The sequence below is a fragment of the Burkholderia sp. CCA53 genome (assembly GCF_001685525.1).
Classification (GTDB): domain Bacteria; phylum Pseudomonadota; class Gammaproteobacteria; order Burkholderiales; family Burkholderiaceae; genus Burkholderia; species Burkholderia multivorans.
This window is the reverse complement of record NZ_BDDJ01000001.1, coordinates 1141866-1160211: the sequence shown is the minus strand read 5'-3', so window position 1 is coordinate 1160211 and position 18346 is coordinate 1141866. Positions and strand designations below refer to the sequence as shown.

At 67.5% G+C, this 18346-nt stretch carries 19 protein-coding genes; 6 read left to right on the top strand and 13 right to left on the bottom strand.

The features are described 5' to 3' along the window. Positions 1-11 precede the first annotated feature (11 nt). Both ychF and BCR55_RS30205 read right to left on the bottom strand, forming a co-directional pair. On the bottom strand, positions 12-1106 hold the full coding sequence (gene ychF, locus BCR55_RS05345) for a redox-regulated ATPase YchF (RefSeq protein ID WP_006406916.1): 1095 nt from the start codon (positions 1104-1106) through the stop codon (positions 12-14). A gap of 177 nt (positions 1107-1283) precedes the next feature. Further along, positions 1284-1562 carry a hypothetical protein gene (locus tag BCR55_RS30205; protein WP_155770727.1) on the bottom strand — a complete coding sequence of 93 codons (279 nt, stop codon included), beginning with the start codon at positions 1560-1562 and terminating at the stop codon, positions 1284-1286. Between BCR55_RS30205 and BCR55_RS05340 the strand changes: the two genes are divergently transcribed. The 4 genes from BCR55_RS05340 (at position 1552) to BCR55_RS05325 (ending at position 6198) form a co-directional block, all read left to right on the top strand. Next, entirely contained in the window at positions 1552-2730 is a 1179-nt protein-coding gene (locus BCR55_RS05340) for a UbiH/UbiF family hydroxylase (protein WP_006406913.1), read from the top strand. The two genes, BCR55_RS30205 and BCR55_RS05340, sit on opposite strands and share 11 nt — an antisense overlap. A gap of 90 nt (positions 2731-2820) precedes the next feature. After that, positions 2821-3549 (top strand): DsbC family protein, encoded by a 729-nt coding sequence (locus BCR55_RS05335; protein ID WP_065494279.1) that lies wholly within the window; start codon positions 2821-2823, stop codon positions 3547-3549. Positions 3550-3652: 103 nt separating this feature from the next. After that, on the top strand, positions 3653-5455 hold the full coding sequence (locus tag BCR55_RS05330) for a M61 family metallopeptidase (RefSeq protein WP_006406912.1): 1803 nt from the start codon (positions 3653-3655) through the stop codon (positions 5453-5455). Between the two features lie 146 nt (positions 5456-5601). Continuing rightward, positions 5602-6198: an FMN-dependent NADH-azoreductase gene (locus tag BCR55_RS05325; RefSeq protein WP_006400474.1), complete on the top strand. Its 597-nt coding sequence runs from the start codon at positions 5602-5604 to the stop codon at positions 6196-6198. Between the two features lie 116 nt (positions 6199-6314). On the opposite strand, the gene BCR55_RS05320 is transcribed toward BCR55_RS05325, so the two are convergent. From BCR55_RS05320 to rpe, 8 genes are all read right to left on the bottom strand, one after another. Then, positions 6315-7211, bottom strand: coding sequence for a uracil-DNA glycosylase (locus BCR55_RS05320; protein ID WP_006406911.1), 897 nt, complete (start codon positions 7209-7211; stop codon positions 6315-6317). Positions 7212-7224: 13 nt separating this feature from the next. Beyond that, positions 7225-7851, bottom strand: coding sequence for a CYTH domain-containing protein (locus BCR55_RS05315; protein WP_006406910.1), 627 nt, complete (start codon positions 7849-7851; stop codon positions 7225-7227). Further along, a complete protein-coding gene (gene trpC, locus BCR55_RS05310; protein ID WP_006406909.1) occupies positions 7851-8636 on the bottom strand; it encodes an indole-3-glycerol phosphate synthase TrpC in 786 nt (261 codons plus the stop codon). The genes BCR55_RS05315 and trpC overlap by 1 nt, the downstream gene beginning before the upstream one ends. A 28-nt stretch (positions 8637-8664) precedes the next feature. Further along, positions 8665-9696: an anthranilate phosphoribosyltransferase gene (gene trpD / locus BCR55_RS05305; protein WP_006406908.1), complete on the bottom strand. Its 1032-nt coding sequence runs from the start codon at positions 9694-9696 to the stop codon at positions 8665-8667. A 12-nt stretch (positions 9697-9708) separates the two neighbouring features. Then, positions 9709-10296 (bottom strand): aminodeoxychorismate/anthranilate synthase component II, encoded by a 588-nt coding sequence (locus BCR55_RS05300; RefSeq protein ID WP_065494278.1) that lies wholly within the window; start codon positions 10294-10296, stop codon positions 9709-9711. Between the two features lie 13 nt (positions 10297-10309). Continuing rightward, positions 10310-11803 (bottom strand): anthranilate synthase component I, encoded by a 1494-nt coding sequence (trpE, locus tag BCR55_RS05295; RefSeq protein WP_006406907.1) that lies wholly within the window; start codon positions 11801-11803, stop codon positions 10310-10312. Positions 11804-12162: 359 nt separating this feature from the next. Then, the gene (locus BCR55_RS05290) at positions 12163-12933 is read right to left on the bottom strand and encodes a phosphoglycolate phosphatase (RefSeq protein ID WP_065494277.1); all 771 of its coding nucleotides are present in this window, start codon (positions 12931-12933) and stop codon (positions 12163-12165) included. Positions 12934-12937: 4 nt separating this feature from the next. Further along, positions 12938-13624, bottom strand: a complete 687-nt coding sequence (gene rpe, locus BCR55_RS05285) for a ribulose-phosphate 3-epimerase (RefSeq protein ID WP_006400466.1) — start codon at positions 13622-13624, stop codon at positions 12938-12940. A gap of 185 nt (positions 13625-13809) precedes the next feature. Here rpe and apaG point away from each other — a divergent pair, with 185 nt between their 5' ends. Further along, positions 13810-14184: a Co2+/Mg2+ efflux protein ApaG gene (gene apaG / locus BCR55_RS05280; protein ID WP_006400465.1), complete on the top strand. Its 375-nt coding sequence runs from the start codon at positions 13810-13812 to the stop codon at positions 14182-14184. 111 nt (positions 14185-14295) lie between these two features. Then, positions 14296-15528 carry a murein transglycosylase A gene (locus tag BCR55_RS05275; protein ID WP_080559128.1) on the top strand — a complete coding sequence of 411 codons (1233 nt, stop codon included), beginning with the start codon at positions 14296-14298 and terminating at the stop codon, positions 15526-15528. 201 nt (positions 15529-15729) lie between these two features. Here BCR55_RS05275 and paaK read toward each other — a convergent pair whose 3' ends face one another. The 3 genes from paaK to paaG are packed head-to-tail and all read right to left on the bottom strand — an operon-like array spanning position 15730 to position 18318. After that, the gene (paaK, locus tag BCR55_RS05270; RefSeq protein WP_053297674.1) at positions 15730-17028 is read right to left on the bottom strand and encodes a phenylacetate--CoA ligase PaaK; all 1299 of its coding nucleotides are present in this window, start codon (positions 17026-17028) and stop codon (positions 15730-15732) included. 38 nt (positions 17029-17066) lie between these two features. After that, the gene (paaI, locus tag BCR55_RS05265; protein ID WP_006406903.1) at positions 17067-17525 is read right to left on the bottom strand and encodes a hydroxyphenylacetyl-CoA thioesterase PaaI; all 459 of its coding nucleotides are present in this window, start codon (positions 17523-17525) and stop codon (positions 17067-17069) included. A gap of 1 nt (position 17526) precedes the next feature. After that, positions 17527-18318 (bottom strand): 2-(1,2-epoxy-1,2-dihydrophenyl)acetyl-CoA isomerase PaaG, encoded by a 792-nt coding sequence (gene paaG / locus BCR55_RS05260; protein ID WP_065494276.1) that lies wholly within the window; start codon positions 18316-18318, stop codon positions 17527-17529. Between the last annotated feature and the right edge of the window lie 28 nt (positions 18319-18346).

Here is an 18346-nt window from a genome sequence, read left to right as displayed (position 1 = left end):
CGAAACGACGCTCAGACGTTAAACAGGAAGTTCATCACATCGCCGTCGTGCACGACATATTCCTTCCCTTCCGCGCGCATCTTGCCGGCTTCCTTCGCACCTTGCTCGCCCTTGTACGCGATGAAGTCGTCGAACGCGATCGTCTGCGCACGGATGAAGCCGCGCTCGAAGTCGGTGTGGATCACGCCGGCCGCCTGCGGCGCGGTGTCGCCGATGTGGATCGTCCACGCGCGCACTTCCTTCACGCCCGCGGTGAAGTAGGTCTGCAGCCCGAGCAGCTTGAAGCCCGCGCGGATCACGCGATCGAGACCCGGCTCCGACATGCCCATGTCGGCGAGGAACGCTTCCTTGTCGGCATCGTCGAGATCGGCGATTTCCGCTTCGATCGCCGCGCACACCGCGACCACCGGCGAATTCTCGCTTTCCGCGTACTTGCGCACCGCGTCGAGGTGCGGGTTGTTCTCGAAGCCGTCGTCCTTCACGTTCGCGACGTACATCGCCGGCTTCGCCGTGATCAGGCAGAACGGCTTGAGCAGCGCCTGCTCGTCGTCGGACAGCGCGAGGCCGCGCACGGCCTTGCCCTGGTCCAGATGCGCGCGCACCTTGTCGAGCACCGCGACGAGCTTCGCCGCTTCCTTGTCGTTGCCGGACTTCGCGGCCTTCGAGTAGCGCGCGAGCGCCTTCTCGACCGTGCCGAGATCGGCGAGCGCGAGTTCGGTGTTGATCACCTCGATGTCGTCGATCGGGCTCACCTTGCCTGCGACGTGGACGACGTTGTCGTCCTCGAAGCAGCGCACGACGTGCGTGATCGCATCGGTTTCGCGAATGTTCGCGAGGAACTGGTTGCCGAGGCCTTCGCCCTTGCTCGCGCCGGCGACGAGGCCCGCGATGTCGACGAACTCGACGACGGCCGGCACGATGCGCTCGGGCTTCACGATTTCGGCGAGCGCCTTCAGGCGCGCGTCGGGCACTTCGACGATGCCGACGTTCGGCTCGATCGTGCAGAACGGGTAGTTCTCGGCGGCGATGCCGGCCTTGGTCAGCGCATTGAATAGAGTGGACTTGCCGACGTTGGGCAAGCCGACGATGCCGCATTTGAGGCTCATGGAATCCTTCGAACGGATGAAGCGGCGCGGCCGGGCAGGGCGCGGCGGCGCGGGACAAAGAGGGCGGCCGGCGCTGGGCAGCGCGACGGGCCGGCGTTCAAAGACGCTATTGTACCGTGCCGACGCGCCGGTTTCCGGCTGCGGAGCGCTCCGGCGCGGCCGCCGGCGCCGCCGCCATCACGCCGTCACCGTCGTCACAGCCGTCACAACCGTCACAACCGTCACAACCGTCACCACTGCCACCGCCGCCACCGCGGCCACCGCGGCCACCGCGACCACCGCCGCTGCTGCCGCCAGCGCCCCCGCCCCCACCACACGCCCCCAATCGACGTGCGCGCGGCGCAGCAACCGCCCGCGTGCGCCGGCCGGTCGCGCCGCCGCGTGCCGCGATTCCGCTGATTTCCCGCAAAGTCCGGCCGCGTAAGGGTTTGGCCCCGCGGCTATAATGCCCGCCATGACTGTCCACCATACCTTCGACGTCGCCGTGGTCGGCGGCGGGCTCGTCGGCAAGACGGCCGCGCTCGCGCTGACCCAGTCCGGCTACAAGACCGCGCTGCTCGCGCAGCCGGTCACGCCGCGGCCGGCCGATCTCGCGTTCGATACGCGCGTGTATGCGCTGTCGTCCAGCTCGCAGGCGCTGCTCGAGCGGCTGCGCGTCTGGCAGGCGCTCGATCACGGCCGGCTCGCGCCCGTCTACGACATGCGCGTGTACGGCGATGCGCACGCCGAGCTGCATTTTTCCGCCTATCAGGCGTCGGTGCCGCAACTCGCCTGGATCGCCGAATCGTCGCTGATCGAGGCGTCGCTCGACGCCGCGCTGCGTTTCCAGCCGAACCTGACCTGGTTCGACGCGCGCGCGCAGGGCCTCGACGTGCGCGACGACGCGGCCGTGCTCGCCTTGTCGTCGGGGCAGGTGCTGGAAGCCGATCTCGTCGTCGGCGCGGACGGCGCACACTCGTGGGTACGTTCGCAGATGGGCGCGCGCGTCGAGCGGCGCGATTACCGGCAGACGGGCGTCGTCGCGAACTTCAAGGCGTCGCTGCCGCACCGCGAAACCGCGTATCAATGGTTTCGCGACGGCGAAATCGTCGCGCTGCTGCCGCTGCCCGACGGCCACGTGTCGCTCGTGTGGTCCGCGCACACCGCGCACGCGGACGAGCTGCTCGCGCTCGACCCCGCGCAGCTCGCGGCCGAAGTCGAGCGCGTGTCGCACGCGCAGGTCGGCACGCTCGAATGCGTGACGCCGGCCGCCGGTTTCCCGCTCGCGCTGCAGACGGTCGACAAGCTGATCGCGCCGCGCGTCGCGCTCGTCGGCGATGCCGCGCATCTGATCCATCCGCTCGCGGGGCAGGGTATGAACCTCGGCCTGCGCGACGTCGCCGCGCTCGCCGATGCGATCGCGACGAAGGAAAGCTTCCGCAACCTCGGCGATACGGTGCTGCTGCGCCGCTACGAGCGTTCGCGCCGCGAGGACATCCGCGCGCTGATGGTCGCGACCGACGGCCTGCAGCGGCTGTTCGCCGTGCCCGGTTCGTTCGCGAAGGCCGTGCGCAATGCGGGCATGGCGTTCGTCGGCGCGCAGCCGCTCGTGAAGCGCTGGCTGGTATCCGCCGCGCTCGGTTGAGCGAACCTTCGGCCGCATCGCCGGTCGGACTCGGTTCCGTTACGGCGTACACTGTGCCGTGCATTCCGATAGAGCTGAAGGAACAACTCGATGAAAAAAACGATCCGCATCGCCTCGCTGGCGCTGGCCGTCACGATGGCGGCGCTCGGCTGCACTGCGCAGGCCGATCAGGCCACCGACAAGCTGAAAGCCACGCTGCAAGCGCGTCTCGGCAACGACGCACCGATCAAGAGCGTGTCGAAATCGCCGGTCGCGGGGCTGTACGAAGTGAACCTCGGCTCGCAGATCATCTATAGCGATGCGGCGGGCGACTACGTGCTGCTCGGCGATCTCGTCGACGCGAAGACGCACAAGAACCTCACCGACGCACGCCTGTCGGAGCTCAACAAGATCGACTTCACGAGCTTGCCGTTCGCCAACGCGATCAAGGTCGTGAAGGGCAACGGCGCGCGCAAGATAGCTGTGTTCTCCGATCCGAACTGCCCGTATTGCAAGCGTCTCGAAACCACGCTGCAGTCGGTCGACAACGTCACCGTGTACACGTTCCTGTATCCGGTGCTGTCGCCCGATTCGACCGCGAAGTCGAAGGCGATCTGGTGCGCGACCGATCGCGCGAAGACGTGGCAGAGCTGGATGCTCGATCATCGTGCGCCGTCCGGCGCCGGCAACTGCGACACGAGCGCGCTCGACAAGAATCTCGCGCTCGGCCGCGGCATGAACGTCACGGGCACGCCGACGATCTTCCTGCCGGACGGCCGCCGCCTGCCGGGCGCGGTGTCGGCCGACCAGCTGAACCAGGCGCTCGCGTCGAGCAAGTAACCGACCGACACGCCGGGCCGCGCGCCCGGCCAGCGAGGGGCGCCCGCGATGCCTGCCGGCGCCTCTCTTCGTTTCCGCAGCCGCAGTTCGACCGATTGCCACGATGAACCAGCCGATCCGCTATTCGATTGTCCCGAAAGACGTTGCCGCCCACCTGTTCGAAGTGACGGTGACGGTTTCCGATCCCGATCCCGACGGCCAGCGCTTTTCGCTGCCCGTATGGATTCCGGGCAGCTATCTCGTGCGCGAGTTCGCGCGCAACATCGTGACGCTCGACGCGTTCAACGACGCCGGCCGCAAGGTACGGATCGCAAAGACCGACAAGCATACGTGGCAGGCCGCGCCCGTCAGCGGCGCGCTGACGCTGCGCTACGTCGTCTACGCATGGGATCTGTCGGTGCGCTCCGCGTATCTCGACGAATCGGGCGGTTTCTTCAACGGCACCGCGGTGTTCCTGAACGTCGCGGGCCGCGACGATGCGCCGTGCGAAGTCGACATCGCGAAACCGGCCGGCGACGTGTTTCGCGCATGGCGCGTCGCGACCGCGCTGCCGGAGGCGCGCGGCACGAAGCGCTACGGCTTCGGTGCCTATCGCGCGGCAAACTACGACGAACTCGTCGACCATCCCGTCACGATCGGCGAATTCGCGCTCGCGACGTTCGACGCGCACGGCGTGCCGCACGACATCGTGATCGCCGGGCGCGTGACGCAGCTCGACATGGAACGGCTGCGCACGGACCTGAAGCGCGTGTGCGAAGCGCAGATCGCGCTGTTCGAGCCGAAGTCGAAGAAGGCGCCGATGGATCGCTACGTGTTCATGACGCTCGCGGTCAGCGACGGCTACGGCGGCCTCGAGCATCGGGCCTCGACCGCGCTGATCTGCAATCGCACCGATCTGCCGGTGAAGGGGCGCCCGGAAACGACGGAAGGCTATCGCACGTATCTCGGCCTTTGCAGCCACGAATACTTCCACACGTGGAACGTGAAGCGGATCAAGCCGGCCGCGTTCGTGCCGTACGACCTGACGCGCGAGAACTACACGTCGCTGCTGTGGCTGTTCGAAGGCTTCACGTCGTATTACGACGACCTGATGCTCGTGCGCAGCGGGCTGATGTCGCAGGACGAATATTTCGCGGCGCTCGGTCGCACGATCGGCGGCGTGCTGCGCGGCACGGGCCGCCTCAAGCAGAGCGTCGCGGACAGCTCGTTCGACGCGTGGATCAAGTACTACCGCCAGGACGAGAACGCGACGAACGCGATCGTCAGCTATTACACGAAGGGCTCGCTCGTCGCGCTCGCGTTCGATCTCGCGATTCGCGCGCAGACGCGTCACCGCAAGTCGCTCGACGACGTGATGCGTCTGCTTTGGCAGCGCTACGGCCGCGACTTCTATCGCGGCAAGCAGGCGGGCGTCGCCGAAGACGAAGTCGCCGCGCTGATCGAAGAAGCGACCGGCGTCGCACTCGGCCGTCTGTTCAGCGATGCGGTGCACGGCACGCGCGACCTGCCGCTCGCCGAGCTGCTCGCACCGTTCGGCGTGACGCTCGCGCCGGACCTCGGCGCGCCCGGTGCGGTCGCGAAACCGTCGATCGGCGCACGTCTGCGCGGCGGCGCCGACTGCACGCTCGCAGCCGTCTATGAAGGCGGCGCCGCGCATCGTGCGGGGCTGTCGGCCGGCGACACGCTGATCGCGCTGGACGGGTTGCGCGTGACGGGCACGAACCTCGATGCGCTGCTCGCGCGCTACCGTCCGGGCGACAAGGTCGAGGTCCACGCCTTCCGCCGCGACGAACTGCGCACCGCGAAACTGAAGCTCGACGGCCCGGAGGTGTCGCGCTACCGGCTGACGGCCGCCGCGAGACCGGCCGCGTTGCTGAAGGCGCGCGAAGCCTGGCTGAAGGGCTAGCATGACGAAGCGGGAATCGGGGCGCGATCCGCAATTGTTCTGCTGTTGCAACAATCCGTCGCCCTGAGCCCGCTTTTTCACGCAAATGCGGCCACGCACAATGGCGTCACTCGCGCTACCGAAGCGCAACCCAACCGGAGCCTGACATGACGACCATTCTGCAAATCAATTCGGCGGCGCGTTCGCAAGGCGCGCAGTCCACGCTGCTGTCCAACGAACTGACGGCAAAGCTGCAACAATCGAATCCCGGTGCGAAGGTCGTGGTCCGCGACCTGCTGGCCGATGGTCTGCCGCATCTCGACGAATCGGTGCTCGGCGCGTTCTTCACGCCGGCCGAGAACCGCAGCGCGGAGCAGAATGCGATCGTCGCGAAGAGCGATGCGCTGATCGCCGAACTGCAAGCCGCCGACATCATCGTGATCGGCGCGCCGATGTACAACTTCGGCATCTCCTCGCAACTGAAGACGTACTTCGACTGGATCGCCCGCGCCGGCGTCACGTTCCGCTACACCGAGAACGGCCCGGAAGGCCTCATCAAGGGCAAGAAGGTGTACGTCGTATCGGCGCGCGGCGGCAAGTACGCGGGCACCCCGCACGACAGCCAGACGCCGTATCTGCGTTCGTTCCTCGGCTTTGTCGGCATGACCGACGTGAGCTTCATCTACGCGGAAGGCCTGAACATGGGGCCGGAAGCGCAGAGCGCGGCGCTGGCCGGTGCACGCGAGGCGATCGCCGCTGCGTAAGGGTTGGACGCGGGCGTCGCACGCCCGCGGCTCGATCTGAAAGCAAAAAGCGCCGCGTCCCGACAGGGGCGCGGCGCTTTGCATTCCGGCCGACGCAGGACGCGGCGCAGCCGCCGTTACGCGAGCGTTTCGGCGACCTCGGGCAGCCGCCAGTCGATCGGCGTGCGGCCGTGCTCGACCAGATAGTCGTTCGCGAGCGCGAAGTGGCGGCAGCCGAGAAAGCCGCGATGCGCGGACAGCGGCGACGGATGCGGCGCCTCGAGCACGCAGTGCGCGCTCGCGTCGAACAGCGCACGCTTCGCCTGCGCGTGCGCACCCCACAGCATGAACACGAGGCCGCGATGACGGTTCGCGAGCTCGCGGATCAGCGTATCGGTGCACTGCTCCCAGCCGCGCTTGGCGTGGCTCGCGGCCGCGCCGCGCTCGACCGTCAGCACGGTGTTCAGCAGCAGCACGCCCTGGCGCGCCCACGTGTCGAGACAGCCGTGGCGCGGCGTATCGTGGCCGAAGTTCGCGGCGATTTCCTTGAAGATGTTGCGCAGCGACGGCGGTGTGCGCACGGCGGGCGGCACCGAGAATGCGAGGCCGTGCGCCTGCGGCGTGCCGCGGTCGTCGCCGTGATAAGGGTCCTGACCGAGGATCACGACCTTCACGTCGTCGGGGCTCGTCAGCCGCAGTGCGCGGAACACGTCGGTCGGGTAGATCGTCTTGCCGGCCGCGCGTTCGTCGTCGACGAAGCGGCATAGCGGCGCATATGCGTCGCTGTCGATGAACGGCTTCAGCACGTCGCGCCATACGGCGGGCAGTGCATCGAATTGCGCGGCGAGGTGCGGGATGTCGCGCGCGGCATGCGGGGCGGCCGCGGCGCCGGCAGCGATCTTGCCGGCCGGCCGGCGCTCGGCTGCGGGAGCGGCCGGCGCAGCGGGCCGGAGGTCGGCCTCGGCCGTTTCCGGCACGGGATCGTCGAACAGCGACGCCTGCAGCGGCGTGCGGGAGGTCTTGCGGGTTGCCATGCGTGATGCGGGTTTATTGCGCGCGCAGCCGGTAGCCGCGCTGCGCCTTGCTGATGTTTTCGGGAGCGAGACCCGGCAGCGCCTGCTGCAGCTCGGCGGCGAGCGTCGCGAGCGCCGCTTCCGGGCCGTCGAGCAGTTCGAGTTCGATTTCGCTGATCGGTTCGCGGCGCGTGTCGCGGTCCGTGTGGACGACGATCTCGCCGATGTCCACCGCCGCCTCGACCGTCGCACCGCCGATCGCGACGCGCCACAGCGTACGCGAAAAATCCGTGCGGAACAGCGCGTGTAGCGCGGGCGCCGCGTCACGCAGCGCGGCGGCGGCTTCCGGCACGTCGCATGCGGCGACGAGCGCGGCGACTTCGAGCGCGTCGCCGGCCACCGGCAGTTCCCATTCGTGGCGGCGGTGCAGCCCGTGTTCGGCGCTGCCGACCGTCTTGAACGTCTGCAGCCAGCCTTGCGGCGTGCGGCGTACGCGCACTGCGCTTTTCGAACGCGCGAGCGCGAGGTCGGGCGTGTCGTAATAGACGTTCGACAGCGCGATCTCGCGGCCGCGCTCACCGGTCAGCGTCTCGAAGAAGCGGTGCGCTGCCGGCGCGTGGCCCGCCGGCAGCGCGAGCTTGATTTCCTTTTCGATCGCCATCAGAAGAACATCCGTGCGAGTTCCTCGCCCGGCTGGTCGGCACGCATGAACGCCTCGCCGACGAGGAACGTGTTGACGTTCGCCGCGCGCATCGTATCGACGTCCGCGCGCGACAGGATGCCCGACTCGGTCACGACGATGCGGTCCTGCGGAATCATGTCGAGCATGTCGAGCGTCGCCCGGATCGAGGTTTCGAACGTGCGCAGGTTGCGGTTGTTGATGCCGAGCAGCGGCGTCTTGAGCGTCAGCGCCTGCTCCATTTCGTTGCGGTCGTGCACTTCGACGAGCACCGCGAGGTCGAGCGAGTGCGCATACGCTTCGAGCTCCTGCATCAGCGGCGTGTCGAGCGCGGCGGCGATCAGCAGGATCGCGTCCGCGCCCATCGCGCGCGCTTCGAGGATCTGGTACGCGTCGACGATGAAGTCCTTGCGCAGCACCGGCAGGTCGCACGCGGCGCGCGCTTCCTCGAGATAGCGGACGCCGCCCTGGAAGAACTGCTCGTCGGTCAGCACCGACAGGCACGCGGCGCCGTGCGCCGCATACGAGCGGGCGATGTCGGCGGGCACGAAATGCTCGCGCAGCACGCCCTTCGACGGGCTCGCCTTCTTGATTTCGGCGATCACGGCCGGCTGGCCGGCCGCATGCTTGGCGCGCAGCGCGCCGACGAAGTCGCGCCGGTCGCGCGCGGACGCTTCCAGCTTCAGCGCCTCGAGCGGCGTGCTGCGCATGGCGGCTGCTACTTCTTCGCGCTTGACGGCGATGATTCGGTCGAGAATGTCGCTCATTGGGGTTCCTGCTTGATTCGTAACGGGGTCAGCGCTTGAATTGCTGCGTGAAGCGCACGAGTTCGTCGACTTTCGCACGGGCCTTGCCGCTCGCGATCGCTTCGCGCGCGAGCCGGATGCCGTCGGCGATCGAGCCGGCGACGTTCGCCGCATAAAGCGCGGTGCCCGCATTCAGCGTGACGATCTCGCGCGCGACGCCGGGCTGATTGTCGAGCGCGCCGAGCAGCATCGCGCGCGATTCCTCGGCATTTTCCACCTTCAGCGTGCGGTTCGACACCATCTGCAAGCCGAAGTCCTCCGGATGGATCTCGTATTCGTGCACCTGGCCGTCGCGCAGTTCGCCGACGAGCGTCGCGGCGCCGAGCGACACCTCGTCCATCCCGTCCTTGCCGTACACGACGAGCACGTGCTGCGCGCCGAGGCGCTGCATCACGCGCACCTGGATGCCGACGAGGTCGGGGTGGAACACGCCCATCAGCTGATTCGGCGCGCCGGCCGGATTGGTGAGCGGGCCGAGGATGTTGAAGATCGTGCGTACGCCGAGCTCGCGGCGCACGGCCGCGATGTTCTTCATGGCCGGATGATGGTTCGGCGCGAACATGAAGCCCATCCCGGTCTCGGCGATGGACGCGGCAACCTGGTCGGGCTGCAGGTCGATGTTGACGCCGAGCGCTTCCAGCACGTCGGCGCTGCCGGACTTGCTCGATACGCCGCGGTTGCCGTGCTTCGCGACCTTCGCGCCGGCCGCGGCCGTCACGAACATCGACGCGGTCGAGATGTTGAACGTATGCGAGCCGTCGCCGCCCGTGCCGACGATGTCGACGAAGTTCGAATTGTCCTGCACCTCGACGTGGTTCGCGAATTCGCGCATCACGGTCGCGGCGGCGGCGATCTCGCCGATCGTCTCCTTCTTCACGCGCAGCCCGGTGATGATCGCGGCCGCCATCACCGGCGACATGTCGCCGCGCATGATGAGCCGCATTAGATGCAGCATCTCGTCGTGGAAAATCTCGCGGTGCTCGATCGTGCGCTGCAGCGCTTCCTGCGGAGTAATCGTCATCGTCGCGCTCCGTCAGGCGGCATGCGCGGCCGCGCGCGCCTGCTTCAGGAAATTCTCGAGCAGCGCATGGCCGTGTTCGGACAGGATCGATTCCGGATGAAACTGCACGCCTTCGATCGGCAGCGTCTTGTGACGCACGCCCATGATTTCGCCGTCGTCGGTCGTCGCGGAAATCTCGAGGCAGTCGGGCAGCGACTCGCGCTCGATCGCGAGCGAGTGATAGCGCGTGACGTCGAAGTGCTTCGGCAGATCGGCGAACACGCCGCGGCCGTCGGTCTCGATGCGGCTCACCTTGCCATGCATGATGGTCTTCGCGCGCACGACGCGGCCGCCGAACGCCTCGCCGATCGCCTGATGGCCGAGGCACACGCCGAGAATCGGCTTCTTGCCTGCGAATTCGCGCAGCACGTCGAGCGTGATGCCCGCGTGCTGCGGATTGCTCGGCCCCGGCGACAGGCAGATCGTGTCGGGATTCAGGCGCGCGATGTCGTCGAGCGTGATTTCGTCGTTGCGGTAGGTGCGCACGTCCTCGCCCAGTTCGCCGAAGTACTGGACCAGGTTGTAGGTGAACGAGTCGTAGTTGTCGATCATGAGCAGCATGGTCAGTCTCCGGTCAGAAGTCGCTATCGAGGCCGTCCTGGACCTGTTCGGCCGCGCGCAGCACCGCGCGCGCCTTGTTCTCGGTCTCTTGCCATTCGGATTCGGGCACCGAATCCGCGACGACGCCGGCCGCCGCTTGCACATACAGGTTGCCGTTGTGGATCAGGCCCGTGCGGATCGCGATCGCGAGATCCATCTCGCCCGAGAACGACAGGTAGCCGACGGCGCCGCCGTAGAGCCCGCGCTTGACGGGCTCGAGCTCGTCGATCAGCTCCATCGCGCGCACCTTCGGCGCGCCGGACAGCGTGCCGGCCGGGAACGTCGCGCGCAGCACGTCGAAGTTCGTCATGCCGGGCTTCAGCTTGCCTTCGACCGAGCTGACGATGTGCTGCACGTGCGAGTACTTCTCGATCACCATCTTGTCGGTCACCTGCACGGAGCCGATGTCGGCGATGCGGCCGACGTCGTTGCGCGCGAGGTCGATCAGCATCACGTGCTCGGCGATTTCCTTCGGATCGTTCAGCAGCTCGGTCGCGAGCTCCGCGTCGCGCTCGGGCGTGTTGCCGCGCGGGCGCGTGCCGGCGAGCGGGCGGATCGTGACGATCTGGTCGTCGCCGCGCTTTTCCTGGCGCACGAGGATTTCCGGCGACGCGCCGACCACGTGAAACTCGCCGAAGTTGTAGTAGTACATGTACGGCGACGGATTCAGCGAGCGCAGCGCGCGATACAGCGACAGCGGATTGTCGCGGTAGGGCTTCGTCAGGCGCTGGCCGACCTGGATCTGCATCAGTTCGCCGGCCGCGATGTATTCCTTCGCCTGACGCACGGCGGCCAGATAGTCGTCCTTCTTGAATTCGCGGAACGTCTCGGTGCGCACGCTCGCCGACGTGACGGGCGGCTGCACGGTCGCGCGCAGCCGCTGCTTGAGCTCGCGCAGGCGCTGCTTCGCCTTGGCGTACGCCTCGGGCTGGCCCGGATCCGCGTAGATGATCAGATACAGCTTGCCGGCGAGGTTGTCGATCACCGCGACTTCCTCGGTCAGCAGCAGCTGGATGTCGGGCAGGCCGAGATCGTCGCGCGGCGCGGTGTGCGCGAGCTTCTTCTCGATGTAGCGCACCGCATCGTAGCCGAAGTAGCCGGCGAGGCCGCCGCAGAAGCGCGGCAGGCCCGGGCGCTGCGCGACCTTGAAACGCGCCTGGAACGACGCGATGAATTCGAACGGATCGCCGTGGTGCGTCTCGACGACCGCGCCGTCGCGCACGACTTCGGAGACGCCGTTGCGGGTGCGCACGAGCGTGCGTGCCGGCAGCCCGATGAACGAGTAGCGGCCGAAGCGTTCGCCGCCGACCACCGATTCGAGCAGGAAGGAGTTCGCGCCCGCGCGTTCGGGTTGCGCGAGCTTCAGGTAGAGCGACAGCGGCGTTTCGAGATCGGCGAGCGCTTCGGCGATCAGCGGGATGCGGTTATAGCCTTCGTTCGCGAGCGATTGGAATTCGAGTTCGGTCATGTTCCGGTCCTGTTCGGGACGAGCGGCGCGTGCGCCAGGGATCGTTTGACGCTGCGCGGGCTACCGTCGGCGAAAGGGCGGTCGATCCTGAAGTGCCTGGTGCCGGCCGGCGCGGCCCGCAGCGTGAACGTCGCGAGCCTCCAGCCGATCCTGAACGCAGGCGTTCGGACACGGTGGAACTCGGGTGGTGCGACGATCGGCGCGCGGATGCGCAGCGAGATAAAAAACGGCGCTGAAGACGTGCTTCAGCGTACCTCATCGAAGAGGTTAGCGCGACCAGCGACGCCAGGGCCAGGCTCCCCGGTCGATGCTGCTCAGACTCCGTTTTTTATTCAGAAACATGCGGATGGAAGAAATAGTCAGACGGTTGGCTGGCCGGCATTGTGCGCGACGATCGCGAGAGCCGCAGCCAGCAACGAATCGACTATACCATCCGAATTTATCGTTTGTATAGGCTTGCCGTGGTTGTAGCCATACGGGACCGTCAGCGTTGCCATCCCGGCCGCGCGGCCCGCGAGCGCGTCGTTTTCCGAGTCGCCGATCGCGACCGACACGTGCGGCGCGACGCCGAGCGCCTCGCAGGCGGCCAGCATCGGCAGCGGATCGGGCTTCTTGCGCGCGACGCTGTCGCCGCCGAGCACGATGCCGAAACGATCGGCAAGCCCGTATTGCTCGAGCAGCTCGACCGCGAAGCGGTGCGGCTTGTTCGTCACGCACGCGAGCCGGATGCCTGCCGCGCGCAGCGCATCGAGGCCGGTCGCGACGTCGGGATAGAGGCGCGTGTGGCGGCCGTTGATCTTCGCGTATTCGGCCTGATAGATCGCGAGCGCGTCGTCGAAGCGCGTGCGCACTTCGTCGGCAGTGAAGCGCGGCGCCAGCACGCAATGAATCAGATGCTCGGAGCCCTTGCCGACGTAGCCGATCACTTCGTCGCGCGACGTGGCCGGCGCACCGAGCTTCGCGAGCATCGCGTTCAGGCCGGCCGTGAAATCGTCGACCGTATCGACCATCGTGCCGTCCAGATCGATCAGCGCCGCGTCGATGCGCGGCGCGCTCAACCGGATCGTGCGATCGCCGGCGGCGGGCGGCTCGGCGGCGGAGGCGGGCGCGGCAAGCGGCGGCTGAGCCATCGCGTCAGCTCCGCTCGACGGCCGCGAGGGCGGCGCGCATCTCGTCGATCACCTTTCGGTAGTCGGGCTTGCCGAAGATCGCCGAGCCCGCGACGAACGTGTCGGCGCCGGCCGCCGCGATTTCCGCGATGTTGTCCGCCTTCACGCCGCCGTCGACCTCGAGCAGGATCTCGCGGCCCGTGCGTTCGGTGTACGCGTCGATGCGCGCACGCGCTTCGCGCAGCTTGTTCAGCGTTTCCGGAATGAACGACTGGCCGCCGAAACCGGGGTTCACCGACATCAGCAGCACGTAGTCGAGCCGGTCCATCACGTGATCGAGATAATTCAGCGGCGTCGCCGGGTTGAACACGAGACCGGCCTTGCAGCCGTGATCGCGGATCAGCGTCAGCGTGCGGTCGATGTGGTCGGAGCCTTCCGGATGGAAGCTGATCAGGTTCGCCCCGGCTTTGGCGAAGTCCGGCACGATCCGGTCGACCGGACGCACCATCAGATGCACGTCGATCGGCACCTGCACGTGCGGACGAATCGCTTCGCACACGAGCGGGCCGATCGTCAGGTTCGGCACGTAATGGTTGTCCATCACGTCGAAGTGGATCCAGTCGGCGCCGGCGGCGACCACGTTGCGGACTTCTTCGCCGAGCCGCGCGAAGTCGGCCGACAGGATGCTGGGAGCGATGCGGAATTGAGTCATGACAGGGAAGCGGGGACGCTGCGGCGCAAAACCGCCATTCTACCGCCCGCCGGGCGCGGCGCGGCGGCGGGCCGTCCGGTTGCAGCCCGTTTGCGCATCAAGCAGAATGCCGAACCAAAGCGGCGCGCCTGCCGCGTCCTTCGTCCACGTCGCCGGCGCGGGCCTTACCCTCCAGCGGAAACACCATGAGTCAGTATCAGTTCACCGTTTCGGTGAAAACCAGCTACTTGCCGGAACAATCCGACCCCGAACGTCGTCAATACGCATTCGCGTACACGCTGACGATCCGCAACACGGGGCAGGTCGCCGCGCAACTGATCGCGCGCCACTGGATCATCACCGACAGCGAGAACCACGTGCAGGAAGTGAAAGGGCTCGGCGTGGTCGGGCACCAGCCGCTGCTGCAGCCGGGCGAACAGTTCGAGTACACGAGCTGGGCCGTGATCGCGACGCCGGTGGGCACGATGCGTGGCGCGTATTTCTGCGTGGCCGAAGACGGCGAGCGCTTCGAAGCGCCGATCGACGAGTTCGCGCTGCACATGCCGCGCACGCTGCACTGAGCGCACGACGCCGCACGCGGCGCGGCGCGGTGCTGCGCGCGCCGCGATCAGCGCGGCTGACGGTCGTTGTTGCGGGCGTGCTTCTTTCTGCCCGACGCGGTCCACGCGACGATGAAAACCAGCAGGGCGAGCGCGAGAAAGGCTTCCAGCGCGAAGATGAGCATCGGATATTGGTCGAGAAAATCTGACATGGCGGTTTCCATCAAGAACGGACATTGTATGTGGTTTGGGCGCCGGGCGGCCGGCTGGGCGGCGGCGGTCGCGATGGCGGCGCTACTCGCCGCATGCGGCGGCGCGCCGACGCGGCCGACCGCGCTGAAGCCGCCGACCGGCGCGGCGATCGTGCCGGGGCAGGTCGCCGCGAAGCGGCTCACGCCGGTGGCGTGGCAGCAGGTGCCGGGCTGGCAAGACGATTCGCTGATCGGCGCGACGGCCGCGCTGCGGCAGAACTGCGTGCGGCTCGCGCGGCAGCCGGCGTGGCAGCGCGCGTGCGCGGCCGCCGAGCGGCTCGACGAACTCGACGCGAACGGCGCGCGCGCGTTTTTCGAAACGTACTTCACGCCGTTCCAGTTCGCGAACACCGACGGCACGCTCGACGGCCTCGTGACCGGCTATTACGAGCCGCTGCTGCACGGCTCGCGCGTGCGCCGCGGCCCGTATCAATATGCGCTGTACCGCTGGCCGGCCGGCTATCGCGCCGGCGCGGCGCTGCCTGCGCGCGCGCAGCTCGAACGCTCGGGGATACTGAACGGCAACGAACTCGTGTGGGTCGACGACCCGATCGAGGCGTTCTTCCTGCAGGTGCAGGGCTCGGGGCGCGTGCTGCTCGACGACGGCTCGGTGATGCGGGTCGGCTTCGGCGGCACCAACAATCAGCCGTATCGCTCGATCGGCAAGTGGCTGCTCGATCGCGGCGAACTGACGCCGGCGCAGGCGACGATGCAGGGCATCAAGGCGTGGGCGAAGGCGAATCCGGGCCGCGTCGACGCGCTGCTCGACACGAACCCGCGGTTCGTCTTCTTCCGCGAGATGCCGACGAAGGAAGAAGCGCCGCACGGCGGCGCGGACGGTCCGATCGGCGCGCTCGGCGTGCCGCTCACGCCCGAGCGTTCGATCGCCGTCGATCCGGCGTCGATTCCGCTCGGCACGCCGGTGTTTCTGCAGACCACACGTCCACTGACGAACACGCCGATGAACCGGCTCGTGTTTGCGCAAGATACGGGCAGCGCGATCAAGGGCGGCGTGCGGGCCGACTATTTCTGGGGGCTCGGCGACGATGCCGGCGACCTCGCCGGTCGCATGAAGCAGGTCGGCCGGATGTGGCTGCTGTTTCCGAATTCGTGAGGGTTTTCGTGTCGGTCGTCGTGACGGGCGATGGCGGCGCGTAGCCGACGCGGCGCGCGCCTGTCGGCGAAATCGTTCGGGCGAGGCGGTTCGCGCCGATGAATAGAAAAACGCCCGCCCGGCGTTCGCCGGTCGGGCGCTGCATCGAAATGGCGTTGCGGGCGTCGACGTTCGCTATGCGGCGCGCGACGACTTGCCGGCTCAGCCCTTGCGCTTGTCGATCACGCGGCGCGCCTTGCCCACCGAGCGCTCGATCCCGTTGACCGGCAGCACGTTGACCACCGCCGTCACGCCGATCAGCGATTTGATGTCGTACGCGAGCGCCTGCTTCGCGGCCTGAATCGCGGCGGTGTCGGGCGCCGTTTCCGGGCACGGCTCGACGTTGAGCGTCAGTACGTCGAGCGGCCCTTCCTTCGTCAGCACGATCTGGTAATGCGGCGCAAGCGCGCGCTGCTTCAGCAGCTGCTCCTCGATCTGCGTCGGAAACACGTTCACGCCGCGCACAATCATCATGTCGTCCGAGCGGCCCGTGATCTTTTCCATGCGCCGCATCGTACGGGCGGTGCCCGGCAGCAGACGCGTGAGGTCGCGCGTCCGGTAGCGGATGATCGGCAGCGCTTCCTTCGTCAGCGAGGTGAACACGAGCTCGCCGAGTTCGCCGTCCGGCAGCACTTCGCCGGTGTCCGGATCGATGATTTCCGGGTAGAAGTGATCTTCCCAGATCGTCGGGCCGTCCTTCGTTTCGACGCATTCCGACGCGACGCCGGGGCCCATCACTTCGGACAGCCCGTAGATGTCGACCGCGTCGATCTTCATCCGCTGCTCGATCGCGACGCGCATGTCGTTGGTCCACGGCTCGGCGCCGAAGATGCCGATGCGCAGCGAACTCTGCGCCGGATCGACGCCCTGCCGTTCGAACTCGTCGGCGATCGACAGCATGTAGCTCGGCGTCACCATGATGATGTCGGGGCGGAAGTCCTGAATCAGCTGCACCTGTTTTTCGGTCTGGCCGCCGCCGAACGGAATGACCGTGAGGCCCGCGCGCTCGGCGCCGTAGTGCGCGCCGAGGCCGCCGGTGAATAGCCCGTACCCATAGCTCACGTGCACCTTGTCGCCGGGGCGCGCTCCGGCCGCGCGGATCGAGCGCGCAACGAGGTTCGCCCACGTATCGATGTCGCGCGCCGTGTAGCCGACCACGGTCGGTTTGCCGGTCGTGCCCGACGACGCATGAATACGCGAGACCCGCTCCTGCGGCACCGCGAACATCCCGAACGGATAGCTGTCACGCAGGTCGCTCTTCGTCGTGAACGGGAAGCGCGACAGGTCGGCGAGCGTTTGCAGGTCGTCCGGATGCACGCCGGCTTCGTCAAACTTGCGGCGATAGACAGGGGAGTTATCGTACGCGTGCCGCAGCGACCATTTGAGGCGTTCGAGCTGCAGCGCGGTCAGCTCGTCGCGGGATGCGGTCTCGATCGGCTCGAGCGGTAGCGGGGTAGTCATGCGTGTCTCCAGTGTTTGTTATGGGCGTGGCGCCGACGTCAGCGGTCTTCCGGTATCACGGTGCCCTTGATCTGCGCGGACTTGCCGCGAAACATCGCGACCGTTTCTCCGGCGCGGTTCGTCACGCGGATGTCGTAGATGCCATGCCGACCGCTGCGCGTTTGTTCGGTCGCCTCGGCGGTCAGCACGTCGCCGCCGTGCACGGGCCGCAGATACTCGATCGAGCAGCCGGCCGCGACCGTGTTGACGTTGTACGAATTGCACGCGAATGCGAACGTCGAATCGGCGAGCGTGAAGATCAGCCCGCCGTGGCAGATCTGATGGCCGTTCAGGAAATCGGCGCGCACGGGCATCCGCAGGCACGCGTAACCGGCGCGCACGTCGACGATTTCGATGCCGAGCGCGCGGCTGCACGCGTCGGCTTCGTACATCGTCTGCGCGGTCATGCGTGCGAGTGCGTCGGGATCCAGCGTGTCGGTCGTCGGGTTCGTCGTCATGTCAGCGGCCCTCGAAGCGCGGCGCACGCTTTTCGATGAATGCGTTGACGCCTTCGGCGTAATCGTGCGACTGGCCGAGCTTGCGCTGCAGATCGCGCTCCAGATCGAGTTGCTGGTCGAGCGTATGGGTCATGCCGTCGCGCATCGCCTGCTTGATCGACGCGATCGCGAGCGTCGGTTGCTGCGCGAGCCGCGCGGCCAGTTCACGGGCCGATGCGGCGAGCGCGTCGTCGTCGACCGCGCGCCAGATCAGTCCCCACTGTTCCGCCTGTTCGGCGCCGAGTTTGTCGCCGGTCAGCGCAAGGCCGAGCGCGCGCGCCATCCCGACGCGCTGCGGCAGGAACCACGTGCCGCCCGAGTCCGGCACGAGGCCGATCTTGACGAAAGCCTGGATGAAACTGCTCGAGCGCGCGGCGAGCACGATATCGCAGGCGAGCGCGAGATTCGCGCCCGCACCGGCGGCCGTGCCGTTGACGGCGGCGATTACCGGAATCGGCAAGCGCTGCAGGCGGCGGATCAGCGGATTGAAGTGCTCGTCGATCAGCGCGCCGAGGTCGGTCGGCGCGCCCGGCGTGAAATCGAGGTCCGCGAGATCCTGACCGGCGCAGAATCCGCGCCCCGCACCCGTCAGAATCAGTGCGCGCGCACCGGCCGCGTCGACTTCGTCGAGCGCCGACTGCAGCTCGCGATGCATCGCGCGCGTAAAGCTGTTCAGCTTGTCGGGACGATGCAGCGTGATCGTCGCCACGCGGGCGGCTTCGTCGATGTCCAGCCGAATTGCCTGATAGGACATGCAGTGTCTCCGTAATGATTCGTTATGG

Bases quoted from the DNA above. Each gene is read 5' to 3' on its own strand.
- ychF (WP_006406916.1), bottom strand. From the start codon at position 1,106: ATGAGCCTCAAATGCGGCATCGTCGGCTTGCCCAACGTCGGCAAGTCC.
- BCR55_RS05340 (WP_006406913.1), top strand. From the start codon at position 1,552: ATGCCCGCCATGACTGTCCACCATACCTTCGACGTCGCCGTGGTCGGC.
- BCR55_RS30205 (WP_155770727.1), bottom strand. From the start codon at position 1,562: ATGGCGGGCATTATAGCCGCGGGGCCAAACCCTTACGCGGCCGGACTT.
- BCR55_RS05335 (WP_065494279.1), top strand. From the start codon at position 2,821: ATGAAAAAAACGATCCGCATCGCCTCGCTGGCGCTGGCCGTCACGATG.
- BCR55_RS05330 (WP_006406912.1), top strand. From the start codon at position 3,653: ATGAACCAGCCGATCCGCTATTCGATTGTCCCGAAAGACGTTGCCGCC.
- BCR55_RS05325 (WP_006400474.1), top strand. From the start codon at position 5,602: ATGACGACCATTCTGCAAATCAATTCGGCGGCGCGTTCGCAAGGCGCG.
- BCR55_RS05320 (WP_006406911.1), bottom strand. From the start codon at position 7,211: ATGGCAACCCGCAAGACCTCCCGCACGCCGCTGCAGGCGTCGCTGTTC.
- BCR55_RS05315 (WP_006406910.1), bottom strand. From the start codon at position 7,851: ATGGCGATCGAAAAGGAAATCAAGCTCGCGCTGCCGGCGGGCCACGCG.
- trpC (WP_006406909.1), bottom strand. From the start codon at position 8,636: ATGAGCGACATTCTCGACCGAATCATCGCCGTCAAGCGCGAAGAAGTA.
- trpD (WP_006406908.1), bottom strand. From the start codon at position 9,696: ATGACGATTACTCCGCAGGAAGCGCTGCAGCGCACGATCGAGCACCGC.
- BCR55_RS05300 (WP_065494278.1), bottom strand. From the start codon at position 10,296: ATGCTGCTCATGATCGACAACTACGACTCGTTCACCTACAACCTGGTC.
- trpE (WP_006406907.1), bottom strand. From the start codon at position 11,803: ATGACCGAACTCGAATTCCAATCGCTCGCGAACGAAGGCTATAACCGC.
- BCR55_RS05290 (WP_065494277.1), bottom strand. From the start codon at position 12,933: ATGGCTCAGCCGCCGCTTGCCGCGCCCGCCTCCGCCGCCGAGCCGCCC.
- rpe (WP_006400466.1), bottom strand. From the start codon at position 13,624: ATGACTCAATTCCGCATCGCTCCCAGCATCCTGTCGGCCGACTTCGCG.
- apaG (WP_006400465.1), top strand. From the start codon at position 13,810: ATGAGTCAGTATCAGTTCACCGTTTCGGTGAAAACCAGCTACTTGCCG.
- BCR55_RS05275 (WP_080559128.1), top strand. From the start codon at position 14,296: ATGAAAACCAGCAGGGCGAGCGCGAGAAAGGCTTCCAGCGCGAAGATG.
- paaK (WP_053297674.1), bottom strand. From the start codon at position 17,028: ATGACTACCCCGCTACCGCTCGAGCCGATCGAGACCGCATCCCGCGAC.
- paaI (WP_006406903.1), bottom strand. From the start codon at position 17,525: ATGACGACGAACCCGACGACCGACACGCTGGATCCCGACGCACTCGCA.
- paaG (WP_065494276.1), bottom strand. From the start codon at position 18,318: ATGTCCTATCAGGCAATTCGGCTGGACATCGACGAAGCCGCCCGCGTG.